The organism is Pseudomonas sp. 3A(2025) (genome assembly GCF_054589175.1).
This window is the reverse complement of record NZ_BAAILM010000113.1, coordinates 396,970-419,743: the sequence shown is the minus strand read 5'-3', so window position 1 is coordinate 419,743 and position 22,774 is coordinate 396,970. Positions and strand designations below refer to the sequence as shown.

The 22,774-nt window shown below is 62.5% G+C and carries 24 protein-coding genes and 1 riboswitch; of the genes, 19 read left to right on the top strand and 5 right to left on the bottom strand.

Going from position 1 to position 22,774, the window contains the following annotated elements; genetic code table 11:
• Window positions 1-143 precede the first annotated feature (143 nt).
• From relA to ACYP2A_RS28530, 3 genes are all read left to right on the top strand, one after another.
• Entirely contained in the window at window positions 144-2,384 is a 2,241-nt protein-coding gene (gene relA / locus ACYP2A_RS28540; protein ID WP_459749274.1) for a GTP diphosphokinase, read from the top strand.
• Window positions 2,385-2,490: 106 nt separating this feature from the next.
• The gene (mazG, locus tag ACYP2A_RS28535; protein ID WP_459749273.1) at window positions 2,491-3,324 is read left to right on the top strand and encodes a nucleoside triphosphate pyrophosphohydrolase; all 834 of its coding nucleotides are present in this window, start codon (window positions 2,491-2,493) and stop codon (window positions 3,322-3,324) included.
• A gap of 29 nt (window positions 3,325-3,353) precedes the next feature.
• Window positions 3,354-3,893: a DUF2058 domain-containing protein gene (locus ACYP2A_RS28530; protein WP_459749272.1), complete on the top strand. Its 540-nt coding sequence runs from the start codon at window positions 3,354-3,356 to the stop codon at window positions 3,891-3,893.
• A gap of 7 nt (window positions 3,894-3,900) precedes the next feature.
• On the opposite strand, the gene ACYP2A_RS28525 is transcribed toward ACYP2A_RS28530, so the two are convergent.
• The 4 genes from ACYP2A_RS28525 to purM all read right to left on the bottom strand — a co-directional run bounded on the left by ACYP2A_RS28525 (window position 3,901) and on the right by purM (window position 6,777).
• Window positions 3,901-4,089, bottom strand: a complete 189-nt coding sequence (locus ACYP2A_RS28525; protein ID WP_459749271.1) for a DUF3110 domain-containing protein — start codon at window positions 4,087-4,089, stop codon at window positions 3,901-3,903.
• 245 nt (window positions 4,090-4,334) lie between these two features.
• The gene (locus ACYP2A_RS28520; protein WP_459749270.1) at window positions 4,335-5,048 is read right to left on the bottom strand and encodes a DUF3108 domain-containing protein; all 714 of its coding nucleotides are present in this window, start codon (window positions 5,046-5,048) and stop codon (window positions 4,335-4,337) included.
• Between the two features lie 8 nt (window positions 5,049-5,056).
• Complete coding sequence (purN, locus tag ACYP2A_RS28515; RefSeq protein WP_459749269.1) at window positions 5,057-5,719, bottom strand: phosphoribosylglycinamide formyltransferase; 663 nt, start codon at window positions 5,717-5,719, stop codon at window positions 5,057-5,059.
• Entirely contained in the window at window positions 5,719-6,777 is a 1,059-nt protein-coding gene (gene purM / locus ACYP2A_RS28510) for a phosphoribosylformylglycinamidine cyclo-ligase (protein ID WP_459749268.1), read from the bottom strand. Before purM ends, purN begins: the two co-directional genes overlap by 1 nt.
• 309 nt (window positions 6,778-7,086) lie before the next feature.
• On the opposite strand from purM, the gene ACYP2A_RS28505 reads away from it, so the two are divergent.
• The 6 genes from ACYP2A_RS28505 (at window position 7,087) to ACYP2A_RS28480 (ending at window position 12,233) form a co-directional block, all read left to right on the top strand.
• Window positions 7,087-8,115 carry a DUF2066 domain-containing protein gene (locus ACYP2A_RS28505; RefSeq protein WP_459749267.1) on the top strand — a complete coding sequence of 343 codons (1,029 nt, stop codon included), beginning with the start codon at window positions 7,087-7,089 and terminating at the stop codon, window positions 8,113-8,115.
• A gap of 39 nt (window positions 8,116-8,154) precedes the next feature.
• Window positions 8,155-9,228, top strand: a complete 1,074-nt coding sequence (locus ACYP2A_RS28500; protein WP_459749266.1) for an AI-2E family transporter — start codon at window positions 8,155-8,157, stop codon at window positions 9,226-9,228.
• Between the two features lie 136 nt (window positions 9,229-9,364).
• Window positions 9,365-10,069, top strand: coding sequence for a DnaA regulatory inactivator Hda (gene hda, locus ACYP2A_RS28495; RefSeq protein WP_459749265.1), 705 nt, complete (start codon window positions 9,365-9,367; stop codon window positions 10,067-10,069).
• On the top strand, window positions 10,063-10,839 hold the full coding sequence (locus ACYP2A_RS28490; protein ID WP_459749264.1) for an NAD-dependent deacylase: 777 nt from the start codon (window positions 10,063-10,065) through the stop codon (window positions 10,837-10,839). The genes hda and ACYP2A_RS28490 overlap by 7 nt, the downstream gene beginning before the upstream one ends.
• A 75-nt stretch (window positions 10,840-10,914) precedes the next feature.
• Window positions 10,915-11,616: a C40 family peptidase gene (locus tag ACYP2A_RS28485; RefSeq protein WP_459749263.1), complete on the top strand. Its 702-nt coding sequence runs from the start codon at window positions 10,915-10,917 to the stop codon at window positions 11,614-11,616.
• 74 nt (window positions 11,617-11,690) lie between these two features.
• On the top strand, window positions 11,691-12,233 hold the full coding sequence (locus ACYP2A_RS28480; RefSeq protein WP_459749262.1) for a C40 family peptidase: 543 nt from the start codon (window positions 11,691-11,693) through the stop codon (window positions 12,231-12,233).
• A gap of 21 nt (window positions 12,234-12,254) precedes the next feature.
• Here ACYP2A_RS28480 and ACYP2A_RS28475 read toward each other — a convergent pair whose 3' ends face one another.
• Window positions 12,255-13,568 (bottom strand): PQQ-dependent sugar dehydrogenase, encoded by a 1,314-nt coding sequence (locus ACYP2A_RS28475; RefSeq protein ID WP_459749261.1) that lies wholly within the window; start codon window positions 13,566-13,568, stop codon window positions 12,255-12,257.
• Between the two features lie 104 nt (window positions 13,569-13,672).
• Window positions 13,673-13,887, top strand: a riboswitch (cobalamin riboswitch).
• Window positions 13,888-13,981: 94 nt separating this feature from the next.
• On the opposite strand from ACYP2A_RS28475, the gene cobO reads away from it, so the two are divergent.
• The 10 genes from cobO to ACYP2A_RS28425 are packed head-to-tail and all read left to right on the top strand — an operon-like array spanning window position 13,982 to window position 22,765.
• The gene (gene cobO / locus ACYP2A_RS28470; protein ID WP_459749260.1) at window positions 13,982-14,593 is read left to right on the top strand and encodes a cob(I)yrinic acid a,c-diamide adenosyltransferase; all 612 of its coding nucleotides are present in this window, start codon (window positions 13,982-13,984) and stop codon (window positions 14,591-14,593) included.
• The gene (locus tag ACYP2A_RS28465; RefSeq protein ID WP_459749259.1) at window positions 14,590-15,888 is read left to right on the top strand and encodes a cobyrinate a,c-diamide synthase; all 1,299 of its coding nucleotides are present in this window, start codon (window positions 14,590-14,592) and stop codon (window positions 15,886-15,888) included. The genes cobO and ACYP2A_RS28465 overlap by 4 nt, the downstream gene beginning before the upstream one ends.
• Window positions 15,885-16,535 carry a 5,6-dimethylbenzimidazole synthase gene (bluB, locus tag ACYP2A_RS28460; protein ID WP_459749258.1) on the top strand — a complete coding sequence of 217 codons (651 nt, stop codon included), beginning with the start codon at window positions 15,885-15,887 and terminating at the stop codon, window positions 16,533-16,535. Before ACYP2A_RS28465 ends, bluB begins: the two co-directional genes overlap by 4 nt.
• Complete coding sequence (cbiB, locus tag ACYP2A_RS28455; protein ID WP_459749257.1) at window positions 16,532-17,440, top strand: adenosylcobinamide-phosphate synthase CbiB; 909 nt, start codon at window positions 16,532-16,534, stop codon at window positions 17,438-17,440. The genes bluB and cbiB overlap by 4 nt, the downstream gene beginning before the upstream one ends.
• Window positions 17,433-18,437 (top strand): threonine-phosphate decarboxylase CobD, encoded by a 1,005-nt coding sequence (gene cobD / locus ACYP2A_RS28450; protein ID WP_459749256.1) that lies wholly within the window; start codon window positions 17,433-17,435, stop codon window positions 18,435-18,437. The genes cbiB and cobD overlap by 8 nt, the downstream gene beginning before the upstream one ends.
• Entirely contained in the window at window positions 18,434-19,894 is a 1,461-nt protein-coding gene (locus ACYP2A_RS28445; RefSeq protein ID WP_459749255.1) for a cobyric acid synthase, read from the top strand. Before cobD ends, ACYP2A_RS28445 begins: the two co-directional genes overlap by 4 nt.
• A 1-nt stretch (window position 19,895) precedes the next feature.
• Window positions 19,896-20,417: a bifunctional adenosylcobinamide kinase/adenosylcobinamide-phosphate guanylyltransferase gene (cobU, locus tag ACYP2A_RS28440; protein ID WP_459749254.1), complete on the top strand. Its 522-nt coding sequence runs from the start codon at window positions 19,896-19,898 to the stop codon at window positions 20,415-20,417.
• The gene (cobT, locus tag ACYP2A_RS28435; RefSeq protein ID WP_459749253.1) at window positions 20,414-21,466 is read left to right on the top strand and encodes a nicotinate-nucleotide--dimethylbenzimidazole phosphoribosyltransferase; all 1,053 of its coding nucleotides are present in this window, start codon (window positions 20,414-20,416) and stop codon (window positions 21,464-21,466) included. Before cobU ends, cobT begins: the two co-directional genes overlap by 4 nt.
• Window positions 21,463-22,035, top strand: coding sequence for an alpha-ribazole phosphatase family protein (gene cobC / locus ACYP2A_RS28430; RefSeq protein WP_459749252.1), 573 nt, complete (start codon window positions 21,463-21,465; stop codon window positions 22,033-22,035). Before cobT ends, cobC begins: the two co-directional genes overlap by 4 nt.
• Window position 22,036: 1 nt before the next feature.
• On the top strand, window positions 22,037-22,765 hold the full coding sequence (locus tag ACYP2A_RS28425; protein WP_459749251.1) for an adenosylcobinamide-GDP ribazoletransferase: 729 nt from the start codon (window positions 22,037-22,039) through the stop codon (window positions 22,763-22,765).
• Window positions 22,766-22,774 lie beyond the last annotated feature (9 nt).

The window sequence follows — 22,774 nt, the reverse complement described above, 5'->3', positions numbered from 1 at the left end:
GAGGATCGAGCCGTTGCTGACAGGGAATCTCGTTTAATCCGACCGGCCCGCGAATGCCGGTGCTTGTGGGCCCCGCAAGTGGCATTCGCGCAGAAGGCAGGCGACTGTCGGCGCTATTCATCGCGCCGTAGGGAAGGTAATGCATGGTACAGGTGAGAGCACACCAGCCGGTCAACACCGACGGCAGTATCAATCTCGACGCGTGGCTCGATCATATCGTCAGCGTCGATCTGATTCTGGATCGCGAGGCCATGAAAGCGGCCTGCGAATTTGCCCGGCAAGCCGAGCAGCAGGAAAAAGTCACGGCCAACGATTGGGCCGACGGCACGTCCAGTTTTCAGACGGGCCTTGAAATCGCCGAGATTCTGGCCGATCTCAAGCTCGATCAGGACACCCTGATTGCGGCGGTCATTTATCGCGGCGTACGCGAAGGGGTCATTCCCCTGGCGCAGGTCGAGGAGCGTTTCGGCGCCACGGTCGCCAAGCTGATCGACGGCGTGCTGCGCATGGCCGCCATCAGCGCCAGCCTGAGCCCGCGTCAGTCGCTGGTGCTGGGCAGCCAGACCCAGGTCGAGAACCTGCGCAAGATGCTGGTGGCGATGGTCGACGACGTGCGCGTGGCGCTGATCAAGCTGGCCGAGCGTACGTGCGCGATTCGTGCGGTAAAAAATACCGACGAAGAAAAGCGCAACCGCGTCGCCCGCGAAGTCTTCGATATCTATGCACCACTGGCGCACCGCCTGGGCATCGGCCATATCAAGTGGGAGCTGGAAGACCTGTCTTTCCGCTACCTGGAGCCCGAGCAATACAAGCAGATTGCCAAGCTGCTGCACGAACGGCGTCTGGACCGCGAGCGCTTCATCAATGACGTGATGGGCCAGCTCGAAGGCGAGTTGCTGGCCACCGGCGTCAAGGCCGATATCAGCGGCCGTGCGAAACATATCTATTCGATCTGGCGCAAAATGCAGCGCAAGGGGCTGGCGTTCAGCCAGATCTACGACGTGCGTGCCGTGCGCGTGCTGGTCCCGGAAATGCGCGACTGCTACACCGCGCTGGGCATCGTGCACACCTTGTGGCGGCACATTCCCAAGGAGTTCGACGACTACATCGCCAACCCCAAGGAAAACGGCTATCGCTCGCTGCACACCGCCGTTATCGGCCCGGAAGGCAAGGTGCTGGAGGTGCAGATTCGCACCCACGCCATGCACGAAGAAGCCGAACTGGGCGTGTGCGCGCACTGGCGCTACAAGGGCACTGACGTCAAATCGGGCTCCAACCACTACGAAGAGAAAATCTCGTGGTTGCGCCAGGTGCTGGAATGGCACGAAGAACTTGGCGATATCGGTGGCCTGGCCGAGCAATTGCGGGTCGATATCGAACCTGACCGGGTGTATGTCTTCACCCCTGACGGCCACGCCATCGACCTGCCCAAAGGCTCTACGCCGCTTGACTTCGCTTACCGGGTGCACACCGAGATCGGCCACAATTGCCGTGGTGCCAAGATCAACGGGCGCATTGTGCCGCTCAACTACAGCCTGCAGACCGGTGAACAGGTCGAGATCATCACCAGCAAGCACGGTACGCCAAGCCGTGACTGGCTGAACTCCAACCTGGGCTACATCACCACCTCGCGGGCCCGTGCCAAGATCGTTCACTGGTTCAAGCTGCAGGCACGCGACCAGAACGTCGCCGCCGGCAAGACCTTGCTCGAACGCGAACTGGCGCGGGTGGCGCTGGGCCAGGTCGACTTCGACAAGCTGGCCGACAAGGCCAACTACAAGACCGCCGAAGACCTGTTTGCAGCCTTGGGTGCCGGTGATTTGCGCCTGACCCAACTGGTCAATCTGGCGCAACAGCAGGTCGAGCCAGAGCGCCTTAATGAAGTCGAACTGATCCCGCGCAAAGCCACCGGCTACCGGCCGGGCAAACGTGGCGATATCCAGATTCAGGGTGTGGGCAACCTGCTGACCCAGATCGCCGGCTGCTGCCAGCCGGTACCGGGCGATGCGATCGTCGGCTATATCACTCAAGGCCGCGGCGTGACCATTCACCGTCAGGACTGTGCCTCGGTCCTGCAACTGGGCGGTCGCGAACCTGAGCGGATCATCCAGGTCAGCTGGGGGCCGGCGCCGGTGCTCACGTATCCGGTGGACATCATCATTCGTGCCTACGACCGCTCCGGTTTGCTGCGTGACGTCACCCAGGTGCTGCTCAACGAGCGTATCAACGTCCTGGCGGTCAACACCCGCTCGAACAAGGAAGACAACACCGCGCTGATGTCGCTGACCATCGAGATTCCAGGGCTCGACGCACTGGGCCGTCTGCTGGGGCGGATTGCCCAGTTGCCGAACATCATCGAGACACGCCGCAACAAGACCTCATGATGATCGGCCCGTAGGAGCGGCTTCAGCCGCGAAGGTTACGACGCGAAATACCGGCGTCTGCGTTCCCGACTAAAGTCGGTCCTACGGGCGACCGAAGGAAGCCTATATGTACAAGCTTGAAGACCTGCTGAATCTGATGGCCCGGCTGCGTGATCCGCAGTACGGCTGCCCGTGGGATCTGAAGCAGACGTACGCCAGTATCGTGCCGCACACGCTGGAGGAGGCCTATGAAGTGGCCGACACCATCGAGCGCGCCGATTTTGCGCATTTGCAGGGTGAGCTGGGTGACCTGTTGTTTCAGGTGGTGTTCTACGCCCAACTGGCCAAGGAGGAAGGGCGCTTCGAGTTCGATGCGGTGGTCGATGGCATCACCCGCAAGCTGTTGCGCCGTCATCCGCATGTGTTTCCCACCGGCGAGTTGTATGCACCGCTGGAGACGCCGCGCCTGAGTGAAGCCGAGGTCAATCGGCGCTGGGACGAGATCAAGGCCCAGGAGCGCGCAGAGCAAGCGCAGGTGCCAGAGCAGTTGTCGTTGCTCGACGATGTGCCGGCGGCCTTGCCGGCGTTGTCGCGGGCCGGCAAGCTGCAAAAGCGTGCAGCCCAGGTGGGTTTCGACTGGCCGGCGGCGTTGCCGGTGGTCGACAAGGTGCGCGAAGAGCTCGATGAAGTGCTGGAGGCCATGGCCGACGGCGAGAGCGCTCAGGTGGCTGAGGAAATCGGTGATTTGCTGTTTTCAGTGGTCAACCTGGCGCGCCACCTTAAAGTCGACCCCGAAACTGCGCTACGCTCGGCAAACGGCAAGTTCGATCGACGCTTTCGTTTTATCGAGGCGACGGTACGGCAGCAGGGGCGAGCGCTCGAAGCCTGTAGCCTGGAAGAACTCGATGCCCTGTGGGGCGAAGCCAAACGTCAGGAAAAGAACCCGGCCCGTTGTGGCTGAGTGCGTGAAATCGAATAAGCGAGTAGACAATGAGCCTTTCCCTACGCGACCAATTGCTCAAGGCAGGTCTGGTCAACGAAAAGCAGGCCAAACAGGTCGGCAAAGCCAAACAGAAAGAACAGCGTCTGGTGCATAAAGGCCAGATCGAAGCCGACGACTCGCAAAAGCGTGCGGCCCAGGAAGCCATGGCCGAGAAGGCCAAGCGCGACCAGGAGCTTAACCGCCAGCAGCAGGAAAAGGTCGAGGCCAAAGCCCGCGCTGCGCAGATCAAGCAACTGATCGAAGTCTCGCGGCTGCCCAAGCTGACCACCGAAGACTATTACAACTTCGTCGACGACAAGAAGGTCAAGCGCATCTCGGTCAACACCCTGGTGCGCAACAAGCTCAGCAGCGGCTCACTGGCCATCGTGCACCATGGTGGCGGTTACGAGATCATTCCGCGTGAACCTGCGTTGAAGATTCAGGAACGCGATCCGCGCCGCATCGTCTTGCTCAACACCCCGACCGAAGCGCCGGATGCCGATGATCCGTATGCGGCTTATCAGATTCCTGACGATTTGATGTGGTAAGACCGGTTTACCGGTTTTGCGACGACTGCTTGCTCTCCAGTGCTTCAAGTTCTTGCTTGTAGCGCTGGGCGTCGGCTTCTTCATGAAACATGCCGACTAATTGATCCTGTTGGCGTACATCCCAGATGTGAATGCCGTGGGCAACGGTTTCGTGAGAAATGTGGGCTTCGTCGCGTTCAGTCACTGTTACGGTCATGGTGTGATCTCCCGATTCTGGAAACTGCGTCAACATGTCGCAGGCCTTCTTTATAGTTTTTGTTAGCTTGCTAAGTAAAGACCCCAGTCAGTGACAAACAGGCTGAAAATCCTTCGGTTTTCATGTAACCGATTGATATATAAAGAATTGATTGTTTCTTAATGTTTCATGAAAGATATTTCATCTCTTTTATGAAGGCGAAAAAAAGCCCCGGATCTCGCGAACCGGGGCTTTTTCGTTCTGGCTTAGCTGCCTTTGACGGCCTTGCCGTTGACGGTACCGTCCTGGAGCATGATGTTGTACTCCTTGCCGTCGGTCTCGACCTGTTGCAGGCGTACCAGCAGGTAATCCCAGTCCTTGGCGAACCAGAGCACCGTCGTACGCTTGCTCTGTGTCGGGTCGCGCACGCGTTCGACCTTGATCGCATCGATCTGGCCGGCTTTGGTATCGACCTTTTCCGAGCTCAGGACGCGGAAGTCATAAGTGTCCAGCTCGTCGCCGTCGACCACCTGGTAGCTCATGCTCTTCTTGCCGGCCGCCACATCGTGCTGCAAGGCCAGTTGATACGTGGACTTGTCGAGCACGCCGCGGTTGATCGGCAGCTTGATGGCATCGTTACGGTCGGTGCCGGTGACGAACTTGGTCGACCAGTCGAACACCAGGTCGACCTTCTTGGATTTACCCAGGCCGCTGCGCTCGAAGTGGTAGGTCTGCGGCACCATCACGTCTTTATCGACCTTCAGGGTGCTGGACTCGCTCAGGCTGGCGATGACCATCGACGCCTTGAAGTTGAGGTTCCAGACGCCGTCGGCGCCCGCTTGCAGACTGCGCTCGGCAGTGCCGCTCATGGGCAGTTGCTTCCAGTCGGCGGTGTAGCTGGCGGAGAAGGGCTGAAGGTCGGCTGCCTGGCTGGTGGGCAGGGCAAGCAGAGCAGCAGCGAAGAGCAGTGCACGACGCATGGGATCTCCTAGTTTCGAATCAGGTGGCCGCTGGCCGGGAGCAACTGGCCATCCAGGGTCGCACCCTGTTCGCCCAGGCACAAACGGCCTTCGGCAAACCAGCGGATGGCCAGCGGGTAAATCCGGTGTTCCTGAACATGGACGCGCTGCGCCAGGGTGGCGGGCGTGTCGTGCAACTCTACCGAAATCACCGACTGTACGACCAGTGGCCCGCCGTCGAGTTCCTCGGTGACGAAGTGCACACTGCAGCCATGTTCGGTGTCGCCGGCCTCCAGCGCTCGCTGATGGGTATGCAGCCCTTTGTAGAGCGGCAGCAGCGAAGGGTGGATATTGAGCAGGCGGCCTTGATAGTGGCGCACGAAGTCGCCGCTGAGAATACGCATGAAGCCTGCGAGTACAACGAGGTCTGGCTCGAAGCCGTCGATCAGTTCGGCGAGGGCGGCATCGAAGGCCTCGCGGCCCTCGAAATCCTTGTGGTTCAGTACGCGGGTGTCGATGCCCGCATCCTGAGCACGTTGCAGGCCGAAGGCATCGGCACGGTTGGAAATCACCGCGCAAATGCGCGCCGGGCTGTCGGCGTCACTGAAGCTGTCGATCATCGCTTGCAGGTTGCTGCCGGTACCCGACAGCAACACCACGACATTGCGTGTCGCTGGATGCGAAGCTGGCATCAATGCGCCTTGAGGTTTTTCAGCTCGACTTGAGCGGCGCCTTCGGCAGCGGTGCCGATCTGGCCGATCACCCACGGTTGCTCGCCTTCGGCGCGCAGCACGTTCAGCGCCTGCTCGACGTGTTCCTGAGCCACACAGATGACCATGCCGACGCCGCAGTTGAGGACGCGGTGCATTTCATGCTCTTCGACGTTGCCTTGTTGTTGCAGCCAGTCGAAGACCGCCGGGCGCTGCCAGCTGGCCACGTCGACCACGGCCTGTGCGCCTTCTGGCAGAACGCGCGGGATGTTGTCCAGCAGGCCGCCGCCGGTGATGTGGGCCATGGCCTTGACCGCGCCGGTGTCCTTGATCAGCTTGAGCAGTGGCTTGACGTAGATGCGCGTCGGGGCCATCAGCAGTTCGGTCAGCGGCTTGCCGTCGAGCTGGGTGTTTTCGATGTCGGCACCGGCGACTTCGATGATCTTGCGGATCAGCGAGTAACCGTTGGAGTGCGGGCCCGAAGACGGCAGGGCGATCAGGGCGTCGCCGCTGGCAACCCTGGAGCCGTCGATGATCTCGGCCTTTTCAACTACACCGACGCAGAAGCCGGCCAGGTCGTAGTCTTCGCCTTCGTACATGCCTGGCATTTCAGCGGTTTCGCCGCCGACCAGCGAGCAGCCAGCCAGTTCGCAACCAGCGCCAATGCCGGTTACAACGGCGGCGGCGGTGTCGACATTGAGCTTGCCGGTAGCGTAGTAGTCGAGGAAGAACAGCGGCTCGGCGCCGCACACCACCAGGTCGTTGACGCACATGGCGACCAGGTCGATGCCGATGGTGTCGTGCTTGTTCAGGTTCAGCGCCAGACGCAGCTTGGTGCCGACGCCGTCGGTGCCGGACACCAGCACAGGCTGCTTGTAGCCGGCCGGGATTTCGCAGAGTGCGCCGAAACCTCCCAGACCGCCCATGACCTCGGGGCGCGCGGTCCGCTTGGCCACGCCTTTGATGCGTTGGACCAATGCTTCACCGGCGTCGATGTCTACACCGGCGTCTTTGTAGCTCAGGGAGGGTTGCTTGCTCATAAAAAAATCCAGGCCTTTAGGGGGGATTCGGGGGATCGACCGTAACACCCGGGTCCAGTGTGGGCCAGCCTTGGCTGTGCCATTGTGGAGTCGGTGCCATCGTCGGTCTGTGAAGGCGCGCGATTTTAACAGGCTTGCTGCGTGGGGGCCATCCTTGGGCCGACGGGCAGAGCCCGGCGGTGCGGGCGTTCGCATTCGGTAAAGGCTGCAGCCTGTACAAACACGGCTTTAATGTGAATGAATGGGTGGTTTTTGTTGTCCCACGTCTCGTATTCACCTGCTGTCTTCCTTTTCGTTCGGGAACTGCCCATGCGTTTTTCCACCTGTCTTCTTCTTGGCTGCCTGGGTCTGGCGAGCCTGCCGGCGTTTGCGCAGACCGTGAACAATCTCTATCAAGTGCGCGAGCCAGTGACTGGCCAGTCGCCGCAGGAGCGTGACCGGGCCACTCAGGCGGCGGTGCAAACCCTGCTCCTGCGCCTGACTGGCAATGCCAAGGCGCCGCTGACTGAACTGCGCAAGAACCCGCAGAAAATCATCAGCCAGTTCGGCTATGAAGCCGGCCCGCCAGAGACACTGCTGGTGGATTTTGACCCGTCCAGCACCGACAGCGTCTTGCGCCAGGCCGGCCTGCCGATCTGGGGCAGCAATCGGCCGAGCATTCTTGGCTGGTGGCTGAACGATTCGGTCGAGGGTTCCAATCTGGTCGGCGACGGCCAGGCTGCCGCTGAACCGTTGCGCCGCGCCGCCGAGCATCGCGGGCTGCCGCTGCACTTGCCGCTGGCCGATCTGAGCGAGCAGGGGGTGGGCACCGCGCAACACCTGGCGGACAACGATGCTACTGAACTCAAGCAAGCCTCCGAGCGCTACGGCACCGATGCGATTCTGGCGGTGCATGCCCGTGAAGACGGCGGCCAATGGCAGGGCACCTGGCGGTTGTGGCTGGGCGACCAGCGCGAGCAGGGCACGGCCGCCGGCGCCAATCCAGAAGCGTTGGCCGATGCCGTGCTGCTGGCGGTGAGCGAACGCTTGGCGCCGCGTTTTGCCGTCAAGCCGGGCGCCGTCGCCAGTACGCAGCAATTGCAGGTCCAGGGCTCGACGCTGGAGCGCTATGCTGAACTGCACCGGTTGCTTGAACCGTTCGCTGGCCGGCTGGTGCTGGTCGAGGGCGACAAGCTGACCTTCGAGGTCAGTGCCAGCGCCGAACAGGTTCGCTCACAACTGGCACTGGCTCGCTTGCAAGAGGTGCCGGCCAGCGAGGCGGTCCCGGTGGATGCCACTGCGCCGGTTGCTCCGGGTGTCGCGCCGACTGATGCATCGCGGTTGTATTTCCGCTGGTAAGGCGGGCCTGTCAATGGTTTTCAGATGCAGAGGCATTAAATGACTGATACGCGGCGTTGGTTCTGGATTGGCGGGGCTGTTCTGCTGCTGGTCTTTCTGGGGTTGCTGCACACCATCCTGATGCCGTTTCTGGTGGCATTGCTGCTGGCTTACATGGGCGATCCGCTGGTGGATCGTCTTGAGCGGCTCGGTCTGTCGCGTACCCTGGGGGTGGTGGCGGTGTTCGCGCTGTTCACCCTGGTGTTGATGACCTTGCTGCTGGTGCTGGTACCCATGTTGTTCAGGCAGTTGATGCGCCTGTATGAGCTGGCGCCGCAGATACTTGACTGGCTGCAGCACACGGCGCTGCCGTGGGCGCAGGCGAAGTTCGGTCTGTCGGACGGCTTCTGGCGTTTCGACAAGCTCAAGACCTCTTTGTCCGGGCACATGAGCGAGGCGGGCGACATCGTCAGCATCGTGCTGTCCCAGGCCACCGCTTCAAGCCTGGCGCTGATCGGCTGGCTGACCAACCTGGTGCTGATCCCGGTGGTGTGCTTTTACCTGCTGCGCGACTGGGATGTGATGATGGCCAAAATCCACGGCCTGCTGCCGCGTCAGCGCGAGGCGCAGATCGTCAATCTGGCGGGTGAGTGCCATGAAGTGCTGGGGGCGTTCATTCGCGGCCAGTTGCTGGTGATGGTGGCTTTGGGTGTCATCTATGCCGCCGGCCTGATGCTGGTAGGGCTGGAGCTGGGGCTGTTGATTGGCGTCATCGCCGGACTGGCAGCTATCGTGCCTTATATGGGCTTCGTGATCGGCATTGGTGCTGCGTTGATTGCCGGCCTGTTCCAGTTCGGCGGCGATCTGTACCCGATGCTCGGCATCGTTGCCGTGTTTATGGTCGGGCAGGCGCTGGAAGGCATGGTCCTTACCCCGCTGCTGGTAGGCGACCGTATTGGCCTGCATCCGGTGGCGGTGATTTTCGCGATCCTGGCGGGCGGCGAGCTGTTCGGCTTTACCGGTATTTTATTGGCGCTGCCGGCGGCGGCGGTGATCATGGTGTTGTTGCGTCATGTTCATACGCTTTACAAGGACTCGGACGTGTATGCCGGCCCCCGCGATCCGCAGCTGTAGGCAGACTGCCTGATGGCACGACTGCAAGCCTTTGATTTTCCTTGAGGTGTGTCGCATTGTGCGGCCCGCCTTGCAGGTATAGACTTTGCATTCTTTTTTCCGAGGTTCGCTTGCTCCCAGGAAGCGCCCAGACAGCATGAAACCCGTTCAGCTGCCCCTGAGTGTGCGTCTGCGTGATGACGCCACCTTCATCAATTACTATCCCGGTGCCAATGCGGCGGCGCTGGGCTATGTCGAGCGCCTGTGTGAAGCAGACGCGGGGTGGACCGAGAGCCTCATCTATTTATGGGGCAAGGACGGGGTAGGGCGTACGCACCTGTTGCAGGCCGCGTGTTTGCGCTTCAAGCAGCTTGGCGAGCCTGCAGTGTATCTGCCGTTGGCGCAGTTGCTTGAAGAGGGGGTCGAGTTGTTCGATCACCTGGAGCAGTACGAGCTGGTGTGCCTGGACGACCTGCACGTCATTGCTGGCAAGCCGGACTGGGAAGAGGCGCTGTTTCATCTGTTCAACCGCCTGCGTGACAGCGGTCGGCGCTTGTTGATCGCCGCCTCCAAATCCCCGCGTGAACTGCAAATCAAGCTGCCGGACCTCAAGTCACGGTTGACCATGGCGTTAGTGTTCCAGATGCGCGGTTTGTCTGACGAAGACAAATTGCGTGCTCTGCAATTGCGCGCCTCGCGCCGTGGCCTGCACCTGACCGACGATGTCGGGCACTTTATCCTGACCCGTGGCACGCGCAGCATGAGTGCGCTGTTCGATCTGCTCGAGCGTCTTGATCAGGCCTCGCTGCAGGAAAAACGCAAGCTGACCATTCCGTTTCTCAAGGAAACCCTGGGGTGGTAGACGCCCCGGTCGACCCGCAACTGATCCGTCAGGCCGGCGCAGCCTTGCGCCATGCCAAACGCATTCTGGTGATTACCGGTGCCGGGCTGTCGGCCGATTCGGGTTTGCCGACCTATCGCGGCGTGAGCGGCCTGTATAACGGGCGCACCGAAGACGATCTGCCTATCGAAATGGCCTTGTCCGGGCCGATGCTGCGTCGCGACCCCGCGTTGTGCTGGAAATACATCGCCCAGTTGGGCAAAGCCTGTCTGGATGGCGAGCCCAATATTGCGCATTACGCCATCGCTCAGTTGCAGCGCCTCAAGCCCGAATGCTGGGTGCTGACGCAAAATGTCGATGGCTACCACCGTGCTGCCGGCAGTCCGTCGGATCGTTTGATCGAAATTCATGGGCAGATAGCGCCATTATTCTGTCAATCGTGCGGCGCCCAAGACCCGCATTTGAGTGAGCATCTGCAACGCCCTCTACCGCCTCTGTGCGGCGTTTGTAATGGCATTTTGCGACCCCCGGTGGTGTTGTTTCAGGAAATGCTTCCTGAGCGGGCTCTGGAGGCTCTGGAGCAGCAGATGCGTCTGGGCTTCGATGCGGTTCTAAGTATTGGCACCACTGCGAGTTTTCCTTATATACAGGAACCTGTGTTGCGCACGCGTGTCTCAGGTGGGTTTACCTTGGAAATCAATCCTTTAGCCACTGACTACAGTGCTGGCATGGACGTTTTTCTCAAGGGTCGGGCCGCACATGTCATGCCGGAACTCATAAGTCACATTTAATTCGATAGAATTTGCAAATCACTTTGATAGCGGGCATAGTCGCGGCTCCTCAATTTTTCACCCACGGTCGTGCCCATGCAGGTTGTTCGCTTAGCACCCCTCGTGCCACTCGTTTTCGCTACGTTTCTGTTCGGTTGCTCGACCCATTCATCGGTCACCCAGCCACAGCCTGAATACCAGGCTCAGTACACGAATTCCGTTACCGCCCAGTCCAGCGCACGCCGTGCTCATACTGCACAAATGCAGCAAGCACAAGAAGCTGAAGAAGAACTGGCCGAATTCTCCAAAGAAACCAACTATCAGTTGCCTCTGCTGGCCGACTCCATTCTGGAGCGTGGCAAGTCGCTGATCGGCACTCGTTATCGCTTCGGCGGCAGCTCGACCACGTCGGGTTTCGATTGCAGCGGTTTCATCAATTTCCTGTTCCGCGAAGAGGCCGGCATGAGCTTGCCGCGTTCGAGTCGCGAAATGATCAACATCGATGCGCCGCAAGTCGCGCGCAGTGACCTCAAGCCAGGCGATCTGCTGTTCTTCAGCACTGCCGGCCGTGGTCGGGTCAGCCATGCGGCGATCTATCTGGGCGGTGATCAGTTCATCCACTCCAGCAGCCGCCGCAGCGGTGGCGTGCGCATCGACAGTCTGGATGACTCGTACTGGAGCAAGACGTTCATCGAGGCCAAGCGTGCTTTGGTCATGGCGCCTGCCGCCGGTGAAGTACAAACCACTGCGATGACCTCGACCAGCGTGAAACCAGCTACTATCAAACGCCATAAATGACGTGATGCCCGGTCCCTGACCGGGCTTTGTATTTTTCGGCAACAAGGCCGCATCCGAATGGAGAAGTTGTGGTTATGTCGATGACATTGCGCCTGGCTGTAATTTCCCTTGCTGCGCTGCTTGGCGCCTGTGCCAGCGCGCCGCCGCCCCCGCAACCTCGTATCGTTCAGCGCCCTGTGCTGGCCGCGCCCGCTACCGTGCCTTCTCCTGCCGTCGAAGACGTGCTGTTCCGTGCGTTCAGTCTGGTGGGCACGCCGTATCGCTGGGGTGGCAATACTCCTGATTCCGGTTTCGATTGCAGCGGCCTGATCAGCTATGTCTACCGTGACATGGCCGGCATCAGCCTGCCGCGTTCCACGCGCGACATGATCGTGATGAATGTGCCCACTGTCGGTCGCGAACAATTGCAGACCGGCGATCTGGTGTTCTTCGCTACCTCTGGCGGTTCGCAGGTCTCGCATGCCGGTATCTATGTCGGCGAAGGGCGCTTTGTGCATGCGCCGGCTACCGGTGGTACGGTCAAGCTCGACAGCCTGAGCAAGCCGTATTGGCAGAAAGCCTATCTGAATGCCAAGCGCATCATTCGCCCGGAAAACCTGGCACAGAACGGCCGCTGACAGCAGCGGCCGACCCCCGTCTCACTGCTTGGCGGTCACTCGCCAGATCCTGTTGCCCACATCGTCGGCTACCAGCAAGCCGCCACGCTGGTCGTTGACCACACCGACCGGGCGCCCCAGCGCTTTTTCATCCTTGTTCAAGAACCCGGTCAGCACATCGATCGGCTGGCCATTGGGCTTGCCGTCCTTGAACGGGATGAACACCACTTTATAGCCACTGTGCGGTTTGCGATTCCATGAGCCGTGCTGGCCGATGAACAGCCCCTGATTGAACGGTGCCGCCAGGGTTTTTCCGTCGGCGAACACCAGGCCCAATGAAGCGGTGTGCGGGCCTACCGCGTAGTCTGGCGCGATGGCCTTGGCCACCAACTCCGGGTTTTGCGGCTCGACGCGCTTGTCGACATGCTGGCCGTAATAGCTGTAGGGCCAGCCATAAAAGCCGCCGTCCTGTACCGAGGTCACATAATCAGGCACCAGGTCGCTGCCAATTTCGTCGCGTTCGTTCACCGCCGTCCACAGTTTGCCGGTCACCGGTTCCCAGTCCATGCCGTTGGGGTTGCGCAAGCCTGAGGCGAAAATGCGCTTCTGGCCCGAGGCGCGGTCCACTTCCCAGATCGCCGCACGGCCTTGTTCCTGGTCCATGCCGTTCTCGCCGACATTGCTGTTGGAGCCGACGGTGACGTACAGCTTGCTGCCGTCTTGGCTGGCAATCACGTTCTTGGTCCAGTGATGGTTAAGCGGGCCGCCGGGCAGGTCGGTGACGGTGGTCGGCGCTGCGCTGATGCGGGTCTGGCCGCTTTCATAAGGGAAGCTGATCAGTCGGTCGGTGTCGGCCACATACAGGGTGTTGTCGACCAATGTGATGCCGAACGGCGAATTAAGGTTTTCCAGCAGCACCGAGCGGGTCTCGGCGATGCCATCGCGGTTTTCATCGCGCAGCAGGGTGATGCGGTTGGCGCTGGGCACGCCGGCGCCCGCACGGCTCATGACTTTTTGCGCTATCCAGTCGCGCAGACCGGAGCTGTCTTTGGCGGGGCCGTTGGACTCGGCCACCAGCACATCGCCATTGGGCAGCACATACAGCCAGCGCGGATGGTCCAGGCCCTCGGCAAACGCCGCCACCTGAGTGCCCGGTGCGGCGATGGGTTTAGCGCCTTCGGGCCAGCCGATGGCCGGGGCGATATTGACCGTCGGCATCAGGGTCTTGTTGGGCTCGGGTAATTGCGGAGTGGGGCCGAAACCGTCGGCCACTTGCAGCTTGGCGGTTTCGCCGCAGGCCGCCAGGCCGCCTGCGGTGAGCAGAATGAGTGCGTAACGCGGGTCGAGTCTGAGCATGCCGGGATCCATCTCGCAAAACCAAAGGAGGTTAAAGGATAGAGAAAGCGCCGTCCGGGAGGTTCAATTCAATACTGTTTGACGCTGTTTGCCCAACCCTCTACCCTTCGCCGCTTGTTTCAGGTGCCTTGCAATCATTGATTGGCGAGGTGAAACAGGGAAGCCGGTCAGGAGCCATCCGATCCCGGCGCTGCCCCCGCAACGGTAGATGAGTCGAGGCTGTGCCAACGCCACTGGTCTTCAGGTCCGGGAAGGCGCACCGCCTGGGATGGATATCCCGCTCATGAGCCCGGAGACCGGCCTGTCACTTTTTCACGGCATCACGGCGGGCGATGCTCTGCACAGGGTACGCGCCTGCGGCCCAATGCTGTCCTGTCGTCTGCTTTCGCGTGCCCCCCAGCGGAGAGCTGAGTGTGAACCAATCCCCTGAACGTGACGAACGCCATCTGGCGCGCATGCTGCGCAAAAAAGCCATTATCGATGAGCGCATTGCCAACTCCCCCAATGAATGCGGGTTGCTGCTGGTCTTGAGCGGCAACGGCAAGGGCAAAAGCAGCTCGGCGTTCGGCATGCTGGCCCGCGCCATGGGTCACGACATGCAGTGCGGTGTGGTGCAGTTCATCAAGGGCCGCAACAGCACGGGCGAAGAATTGTTTTTCCGGCGTTTTCCCGAGCAGGTGCGCTACCACGTGATGGGCGAGGGCTTTACCTGGGAAACCCAGGATCGCCAGCGCGATATCGCTGCCGCCGAGGCAGCGTGGGAAGTCTCGAAGCAATTGCTCAGCGACCCGGCCATCGGCCTGGTGATTCTCGACGAGCTCAACATCGCTCTCAAGCACGGTTACCTGGACCTGGATCAGGTCCTGAGCGACCTGCAAGCGCGTCCGCCGATGCAGCACGTGGTAGTTACCGGTCGCGGCGCCAGGCCGGAGCTGGTCGAGCTGGCCGATACCGTCTCGGAAATCGCCATGGTCAAGCACGCCTTCCAGGCTGGCATCCGTGCGCAAAAGGGCATCGAGCTGTGAGTGACGCTGCACGCCAATGTCCCGCTGTATTGATTGCTGCCCCGGCCTCAGGCCAAGGCAAGACCACAGTGACCGCAGCGTTGGCCCGGTTGCATCGCAATCAGGGCCGCAAGGTTCGCGTCTTCAAATGCGGCCCGGATTTTCTCGATCCGATGATTCTGGAGCGCGCCAGCGGTGCGCCGGTTTATCAGCTCGACCTGTGGATGATCGGCGTCGAAGAAAGCCGCCGCCTGTTGTGGGAAGCGGCCGGTGAGGCCGATCTGATTCTGATTGAAGGCGTCATGGGCCTGTTCGACGGCACGCCGTCCAGCGCCGATCTGGCGCGGCATTTCGGTGTGCCGGTGCTGGGCGTGATCGACGGCACCGCCATGGCCCAGACCTTCGGCGCCCTGGCGCTGGGGCTGGCGCGCTATCAGCCCGACCTGCCGTTTGCCGGTGTCCTGGCCAACCGGGTCGGCACTGTACGCCATGCGCAACTGCTGGAAAACAGCCTCACCGAAGGCCTGCGCTGGTACGGTGCACTGTCGCGGGAAACCGGCATCGAGTTGCCGAGCCGGCACTTGGGGCTGGTGCAAGCCAGCGAGCTGAACGACCTGGATGCCCGTCTGGACGCGGCGGCCCATGCCTTGGGCAGCACCTGCGAAGTCACGCTGCCGCCACCGGTAAGCTTTGCCGCCCCCGAATCGCAAGCGCTCGAGCCGCTACTGGCCGGCGTGCGCATCGCCATCGCCCGTGACGAGGCGTTTGCCTTCATCTATGGCGCCAGCCTTGATCTGCTGCGTGGCATGGGCGCCGAGTTGAGTTTTTTTTCGCCGATCCACGATACGCAACTGCCCGAAGCGGACAGCCTGTATCTGCCTGGCGGTTATCCCGAATTGCACCATGTGACCCTAGGCACCAACCAGTCGATGCGCGCCGCGATTGCTGCCCATCACGCGGCGGGCAAGCCGATATTGGCTGAATGCGGCGGTATGTTGTATCTGCTCGATGCGTTGACCGATGTCGAAGGTGTGCGCGTCGAACTGGCCGGTCTGCTGCCGGGGGAGGCGGTGATGCAAAAGCGCCTGGCGGCACTGGCCTTGCAGAACGTCGAGCTGCCCGAAGGCCTGCTGCGCGGCCACACCTATCATCATTCGTTGACCAGCACCGCACTTGAACCGATTGCCCGCGGCGTGAGCCCCAACGGCGGGCGTGGCGCCGAGGCGGTGTATCGTCAGGGCCGGCTGACGGCCTCGTATGTGCATTTTTACTTCCCCTCCAATCCCCAGGCGGTAGCGACGTTGTTCAAGCCATGAGCGATGCAGAATTCAGCCCCGATGAGCGCGCTGCGGTGTACCGGGCGATTGCCGAGCGCCGCGACATGCGCCACTTCAGCGGCGGTACGGTGGCGCCCGAACTGTTGGCACGGTTGCTGGAGGCCGCGCATCACGCGCCCAGCGTCGGCCTGATGCAGCCCTGGCGTTTCATCCGCATCAGCGACCCGGCCCTGCGCACCGCGTTACAGGCGCAGGTCGAAGAGGAGCGGGTATGCACCGCTCATGCACTGGGCGAGCGTGCCGATGATTTCATGAAGCTCAAGGTCGAAGGCATCAACGACTGCGCCGAAGTGATCGTCGCCGCGCTGATGGATGGCCGCGAGCAACATATCTTTGGTCGGCGCACCTTGCCGGAAATGGACATCGCGTCCTTGTCATGTGCGATTCAGAATATGTGGCTGGCCGCCCGTGCCGAAGGGCTGGGCATGGGCTGGGTGTCACTGTTCGACCCCGACGCGCTGGCCCGTTTGCTGAACATGCCGGACGGCGCGCGGCCGCTGGCGATTCTGTGTCTGGGGCCGGTCCAAGGCTTTTATCCAGCACCGATGCTGGTGCTCGAGGGTTGGGCGCAAGCGCGTCCGCTCAAACAATTGCTGTATGAAAATCAATGGGGAGTGCATCCATGAGTGTGGCGCTGTTGAGCGTGGCGGGGGTGGCGCTGGATGCGTTGCTCGGCGAACCGAAACGCTCGCATCCGCTGGTGGCGTTCGGGCGTTATGCCGAGCGTATCGAGCAACGTTTCAATGCCGCCGGCCGTGGCTGGCGCAGCCATGGCGTCACCGCCTGGGTGCTGGCCGTGGTGCCGTTGACGCTGCTGATCACGCTGCTCAGCTGGCTGCCGTACATCGGCACGCTGGTCGAGATTCTGGCGCTGTATTGTGCGTTGGGCATGCGCAGCCTGGGCGAGCATGTGCAGCCGGTAGCCGCCGCACTGCGCAGCGGTGACCTGGATGAGGCGCGCACGCGGGTCGGTTATCTGGTCAGCCGGCAAACCTCGGAGCTCGATGCCAATGGTGTCGCCCGGGCTGCCACCGAATCGGTGCTCGAAAACGGCAGTGACGCGGTGTTCGCCGCGCTGTTCTGGTTTGCTGTTGCGGGGGCGCCGGGCGTGGTGCTCTATCGGCTGAGCAATACGCTGGATGCCATGTGGGGCTATCGCAACGAACGCTTCGAGCGTTTCGGCTGGGCAGCAGCCAGGATCGACGACGTACTCAATTATGTACCGGCGCGGCTGGTGGCCTTGACCTACGCGGTGCTGGGCAAGACGCGTCTGGCGCTGCGCTGCTGGCGCACCCAGGCGCCAACCTGGGACAGCCCCAATGCCGGTCCCGTGATGGCGGCCGGTGCCGGGGCGCTGGGTGTCGAGCTGGGCGGGCCGGCGATCTATCACGGCGAGCTGCATGAGCGGCCGCCGTTGGGTGAGGGCCAGCCTGCCGATGCCGAGTCCATCGAAGCCGGCTGGCAACTGGTGCAGCGCGGTGTCTGGCTGTGGCTGCTGGTGCTGTGCGCAGGAGCGCAATTGTATGCTTGAACACGGTGGCCGCTTGCGCGCTGCGGCGCAGCGCTATGGCATTCCCGAGTCCGAATGGCTCGACCTGTCTACCGGCATTGCGCCGTGGGCCTGGCCGATCCCGGCCATCGAGGCCCGCGACTGGGCACGTCTGCCAGAGGCCGACGACGGGCTTGAAGCGGCCGCTTGTGCCTACTACAGCGCGCCCCGTGCCTTGCCGCTGCCGGGTTCGCAAGCGGCCATTCAGGCGCTGCCGCGTTTGCGCAACGGCGGCAAGGTCGGCGTGGTGTCGCCCTGCTACGCCGAGCACGCGCATGCCTGGCGCAAGGGTGGCTTTCTGGTACGTGAAGTGCTGGCCCACGAAGTTGAGTTCTTTATCGACAGCTTCGACGTGCTGGTGGTGGTCAACCCGAATAATCCCACGGGCCTGCTGCTGGCGCCTGAGCGTCTGTTGGAGTGGCATGCGCGGTTGGCCGAGCGCGGTGGCTGGCTGGTGGTCGACGAAGCGTTCATGGACAACACCCAGGCGTCGAGCCTTGCCATCGAAAGCGGGCGTAGCGGCTTGATCGTATTGCGCTCGTTCGGCAAGTTCTTCGGTCTGGCCGGTGTACGCCTGGGCTTTGCCCTGGCCGATCTTGGTCTGCTCAAGGCGCTGGCCCGTGAAATCGGCCCGTGGGCCGTCAGTGGGCCTACGCGCAAGATCGGCCTGGCCTGCTTGAGCGATCAGGCCGGCCAGCAGGTGCAGCGCCAGCGCACCGAGCAGGCCGCCGCACGCCTGGCGGCACTGCTCGGTGCCCATGATCTGGCGCCCAGCGGCGGCTGCGCCTTGTTCCAGTGGCGGGTCACGGCGCATGCACAACCTTTATATGAGTTTGCCGCTCGGCGTGGGGTGTTGCTGCGCCTGTTTGCTGGCGAGTGCGCCGATACCGCCAGCCTGCGCATTGGCCTGCCGGTCAACGAGGCTGACTGGCAGCGCCTCGACACGCTGCTGCATGACTATCGCAAGGAATTGAAATGACCACCCTGATGGTGCAAGGCACCACTTCCGATGCCGGCAAGAGCACGCTGGTGACTGGCCTGTGCCGCTGGCTGGCCCGCCAGGGCGTCAGCGTTGTACCGTTCAAGCCGCAGAACATGGCCCTCAACAGCGCCGTGACCGCCGATGGCGGCGAAATCGGCCGCGCCCAGGCGGTGCAGGCCCAAGGCTGCGGGCTGCCACCGCATACCGACATGAACCCGGTGCTGCTCAAGCCCAACAGCGACACCGGCGCGCAGGTGATCATCCATGGCCGGGTGGTGACCACCATGAACGCGGTGGCCTATCACGGCTACAAGACCATCGCCATGCAGGCCGTGCTGGCCTCGCACCAGCGCCTGAGCGAACACTATCAAGTGGTGATGGTCGAGGGCGCGGGCTCGCCGGCCGAGATCAATCTGCGCGAGAACGATATCGCCAACATGGGTTTCGCCGAGGTAGTGGACTGCCCGGTGCTGCTGATCGCCGATATCAATCGCGGCGGGGTGTTCGCTCATCTGGTCGGCACGCTGGAGCTGCTGTCGCCCAGCGAGCAGGCGCGGGTCAAGGGCTTTGTGATCAACCGTTTTCGCGGTGATATCGCCTTGCTGCAACCGGGGCTCGACTGGCTGGAACAGCGCACCGGCAAGCCGGTGGTCGGCGTGCTGCCGTACCTGATGGACCTGCACCTTGAAGCTGAGGATGGCCTTGATCGGCGCCAGACCGACAAGGCCGAGCAAGTGCTGAACGTGCTGGTGCCGGTGCTGCCGCGCATCAGTAACCACACCGATTTCGACCCGCTGCGCCTGCATCCGCAGGTCAACCTGCAATTCATTGGCCCCGGCCAGCCGATTCCGGCCGCCGACCTGATCATCCTGCCCGGCTCCAAGAGTGTGCGCAGCGACCTGGCCTGGCTGCGCGCCAATGGCTGGGAAGAGGCCATCGCCCGGCACCTGCGCTATGGCGGCAAGCTGCTGGGTATCTGTGGCGGTCTGCAGATGCTCGGGCAGCAGTTGCATGACCCGCTGGGGCTTGAGGGCGCGCCGGGTTCCAGCCCTGGCCTGGGCCTGCTGGACATGAGCACGGTGCTCGAAAGCGAAAAACAATTGCGCAACGTGCGTGGCCGGCTGGCGCTGGAAGACGCCGAAGTGGCCGGCTACGAGATTCATGCCGGGGTGACCACTGGCGCTGCGCTGGCGCAATACGCGGTAACGCTGGATGACGGTCGCTGTGACGGTGCGCACAGCGCAGACGGGCAGATTTACGCCACTTACCTGCATGGCCTGTTCGAGTCGCCGGCGGCCTGCACCGCACTGCTGCGCTGGGCTGGGCTGCGCGAGGTGCAGAGCATCGATTACCACGCGCTGCGCGAATACGACATTGAGCGCCTGGCCGATCTGGTCGACACGCATCTGGATGTTGCCTTGCTCCGTCAGCTCTGCGGCCTGGAGGCTTATTGACATGCTGCAACTGATTCTCGGCGGCGCCCGTTCCGGCAAAAGCCGACTGGCTGAAGAACTGGCCACGCGCTGCGGGCTGGCGGTGACCTATATCGCCACCAGCCAGCCCGTGGACGGTGAACTCAACCAGCGCGTGGCCTTGCATCGCCAGCGTCGCCCGGACAGTTGGGGGCTGGTCGAAGAACCACTGGCCCTGGCCCGGGTGCTGCGCGAGCACGCCGCCAGCGACCACTGCCTGCTGGTCGATTGTTTGACTCTGTGGCTGACTAACTTGCTGATGCTCGACGATGCCGAGCGTTTGGCCGAAGAGCTCAAGGCGCTGCTCGAGAGCGTTGCCGAGTTGCCCGGCGAAATCATTTTTGTCAGCAATGAAACCGGGCTGGGCGTGGTGCCCCTCGGCGAGCTGACCCGTCGCTATGTCGACGAAGCCGGCCTGTTGCATCAAGCCCTGGCCGAGCGCTGCCAGCGCGTGGTGCTGACTGTGGCCGGCTTGCCCCTGACTTTGAAAGGAACCGCTCCATGACTCAATCCTGGTGGTTAGCGCCGGCTCAGGCAATCGATGTACCGGCCCGGGAAGCGGCGCTGGCGCGGCAACAGCAACTGACCAAGCCGGCCGGCTCGCTGGCGCAGCTGGAGCGTCTGGCCGTACAGATCGCCGGTTTGCAAGGGCGTGAAAAACCCAGCGTCGAGCGGCTGTGGATCTCGATCTTCGCCGGCGACCATGGTGTGGTCAGTGAGGGCGTTTCGGCCTATCCGCAGGCGGTGACCGGGCAGATGCTGAGCAACTTCGTCAGCGGCGGCGCAGCGATCAGCGTGCTGGCCCGGCAACTGGCGGCGCAACTGGACGTGGTCGACCTGGGCACCGTATCGCCCTTGAACCTGCCCGGCGTGCGCCATCTGCACCTGGGCGCCGGCACCGCAAACTTTGTCCAGGGGCCGGCAATGACCGTCGAGCAGGGCCACGCCGCCTTGCAGGCCGGGCGCGACAGCGTGCTGCGCGCCAAGGTTGCCGGCAGCGAGCTGTGGGTGGGCGGCGAAATGGGCATCGGCAACACTGCTGCGGCCAGCGCCGTGGCCTGCTCGGTGCTGGAATGCGCCGCGCCGTTGCTGGTCGGCCCTGGCACGGGCCTGAATGCCGAAGGCGTGCTGCACAAGACTGCCGTGATCGAGCGCGGTCTGGCGCTGCACGCCGAGCATGCCGGCGATCCGCTGTGCAGCCTGTTCTGCCTCGGTGGCTTCGAGATCGCGGCCCTGGTCGGGGCTTATCTGGCCTGTGCCCAGGAAGGCATCGTTGCGCTGGTCGATGGCTTTATCTGTAGCGTCGCCGCGTTGGTGGCGGTGCGCTTGAATCCATCCTGCCGTCCCTGGCTGTTGTTCGGTCATCGCGGTGCCGAAACCGGCCATCGCCACGTGCTCGAAGTGCTGCACGCCGAACCCTTGCTCGACCTCGGGCTACGCCTGGGCGAGGGCAGCGGTGCTGCGTTGGCGGTGCCGCTGGTGCGCCTGGCCTGTGAACTGCACAACGGCATGGCGACCTTTGCCGAAGCCGCGGTGGCGGACCGTCCTGCATGAGCCTGAGCCTGGACTTGCTCAGGCACGGTGAAACCGAACTGGGCGGTGGGCTGCGCGGCAGCCTGGACGACGCGCTGACCGACAATGGCTGGGCGCAGATGCACGCGGCTGTGGTTGATGGCGGTCCCTGGTCACGCATTGTCAGCTCGCCATTGCAGCGCTGTGCGCGTTTTGCCGAATCCCTGGCCGAACGCCTGCAACTGCCGCTGGCACTTGAACCGGGCTTGCAGGAGCTGCATTTCGGCGATTGGGAAGGGCGCAGCGCGGCGCAGATCATGGAAACCGACGCGACCGGACTCGGCGCCTTCTGGGATAACCCCTATACCTTTACCCCGCCCAACGGCGAGCCGGTGCAGGCCTTCGCCGCGCGAGTGCTGGGCAGCGTGCAGCGTCTGCAACAGCGACATGCCGGCGAGCGTCTGCTGTTGATCAGCCATGGCGGCGTCATGCGCCTGCTGCTGGCTCAGGCTCGTGGCTTGCCGCGTGAGCAACTGTTGCAAGTCGAGGTCGGTCATGGCGCCTTGTTGGCCATCAACGTCGCCGCCGATGGTCAACTAACGGAGCGCTGACATGTTGCCGTTCTGGATCGCCCTGCAATTTCTCAGCAGCCTGCCGGTACGTTTGCCGGGCATGCCCGAGCCCTGGCAGATGGGCCGTTCGTTGCTGTTTTATCCGCTGGTCGGTGGCTTGTTCGGAATCGTGCTGATCGGTTTGAGTCACCTGTTGAGCGGCACACCGCCGATGCTTCAGGCGGCGTTGCTGCTCAGTGCCTGGGTGCTGCTCAGCGGTGGTCTGCATCTGGATGGCCTTGCCGACAGTGCCGACGCCTGGCTGGGTGGCTTCGGCGACCGCGAACGTACCCTTACCATCATGAAGGATCCGCGCAGCGGGCCGATTGCCGTGGTCACTCTGGTGCTGGTGCTGTTGCTCAAGTTCACCGCGATTGTGACCTTGATCGATCAGCAGCAGACCCTCGGTCTGCTGCTGGCGCCACTGATCGGCCGCAGCGCTTTGCTGGGGCTGTTTCTGACCACGCCTTATGTGCGTTCAGGCGGGTTGGGCCAGGCGCTGGCCGATCATTTGCCGCGCCGGGCGGGGTGGCAGGTGCTGGCCGTGGTCGCAGTTGTGTGTCTATTGCTGGGAGGTTTTAGCGGGTTGCTGGTACTGATGGTGAGCGTGGGCGGATTTTATTGGCTTCGCCACGTGATGCTGCGCCGGCTGGGGGGCACCACCGGCGACACGGCCGGGGCGCTGCTGGAATTGCTTGAGGTGGCGGTGCTGGTGGGGCTTGCCCTGTAACATGCTGTA

What these genes read in the sequence shown, in the direction of transcription:
- ACYP2A_RS28485 (WP_459749263.1), top strand. Translation starts at nt 10,915, where the DNA reads ATGCAGGTTGTTCGCTTAGCACCCCTCGTGCCACTCGTTTTCGCTACG.
- cbiB (WP_459749257.1), top strand. Translation starts at nt 16,532, where the DNA reads ATGAGTGTGGCGCTGTTGAGCGTGGCGGGGGTGGCGCTGGATGCGTTG.
- ACYP2A_RS28525 (WP_459749271.1), bottom strand. Translation starts at nt 4,089, where the DNA reads ATGACCGTAACAGTGACTGAACGCGACGAAGCCCACATTTCTCACGAA.
- bluB (WP_459749258.1), top strand. Translation starts at nt 15,885, where the DNA reads ATGAGCGATGCAGAATTCAGCCCCGATGAGCGCGCTGCGGTGTACCGG.
- cobU (WP_459749254.1), top strand. Translation starts at nt 19,896, where the DNA reads ATGCTGCAACTGATTCTCGGCGGCGCCCGTTCCGGCAAAAGCCGACTG.
- cobT (WP_459749253.1), top strand. Translation starts at nt 20,414, where the DNA reads ATGACTCAATCCTGGTGGTTAGCGCCGGCTCAGGCAATCGATGTACCG.
- ACYP2A_RS28480 (WP_459749262.1), top strand. Translation starts at nt 11,691, where the DNA reads ATGTCGATGACATTGCGCCTGGCTGTAATTTCCCTTGCTGCGCTGCTT.
- ACYP2A_RS28505 (WP_459749267.1), top strand. Translation starts at nt 7,087, where the DNA reads ATGCGTTTTTCCACCTGTCTTCTTCTTGGCTGCCTGGGTCTGGCGAGC.
- cobD (WP_459749256.1), top strand. Translation starts at nt 17,433, where the DNA reads ATGCTTGAACACGGTGGCCGCTTGCGCGCTGCGGCGCAGCGCTATGGC.
- cobC (WP_459749252.1), top strand. Translation starts at nt 21,463, where the DNA reads ATGAGCCTGAGCCTGGACTTGCTCAGGCACGGTGAAACCGAACTGGGC.
- hda (WP_459749265.1), top strand. Translation starts at nt 9,365, where the DNA reads ATGAAACCCGTTCAGCTGCCCCTGAGTGTGCGTCTGCGTGATGACGCC.
- ACYP2A_RS28445 (WP_459749255.1), top strand. Translation starts at nt 18,434, where the DNA reads ATGACCACCCTGATGGTGCAAGGCACCACTTCCGATGCCGGCAAGAGC.
- purM (WP_459749268.1), bottom strand. Translation starts at nt 6,777, where the DNA reads ATGAGCAAGCAACCCTCCCTGAGCTACAAAGACGCCGGTGTAGACATC.
- ACYP2A_RS28530 (WP_459749272.1), top strand. Translation starts at nt 3,354, where the DNA reads ATGAGCCTTTCCCTACGCGACCAATTGCTCAAGGCAGGTCTGGTCAAC.
- ACYP2A_RS28520 (WP_459749270.1), bottom strand. Translation starts at nt 5,048, where the DNA reads ATGCGTCGTGCACTGCTCTTCGCTGCTGCTCTGCTTGCCCTGCCCACC.
- mazG (WP_459749273.1), top strand. Translation starts at nt 2,491, where the DNA reads ATGTACAAGCTTGAAGACCTGCTGAATCTGATGGCCCGGCTGCGTGAT.
- ACYP2A_RS28425 (WP_459749251.1), top strand. Translation starts at nt 22,037, where the DNA reads ATGTTGCCGTTCTGGATCGCCCTGCAATTTCTCAGCAGCCTGCCGGTA.
- ACYP2A_RS28500 (WP_459749266.1), top strand. Translation starts at nt 8,155, where the DNA reads ATGACTGATACGCGGCGTTGGTTCTGGATTGGCGGGGCTGTTCTGCTG.
- purN (WP_459749269.1), bottom strand. Translation starts at nt 5,719, where the DNA reads ATGCCAGCTTCGCATCCAGCGACACGCAATGTCGTGGTGTTGCTGTCG.
- ACYP2A_RS28475 (WP_459749261.1), bottom strand. Translation starts at nt 13,568, where the DNA reads ATGCTCAGACTCGACCCGCGTTACGCACTCATTCTGCTCACCGCAGGC.
- relA (WP_459749274.1), top strand. Translation starts at nt 144, where the DNA reads ATGGTACAGGTGAGAGCACACCAGCCGGTCAACACCGACGGCAGTATC.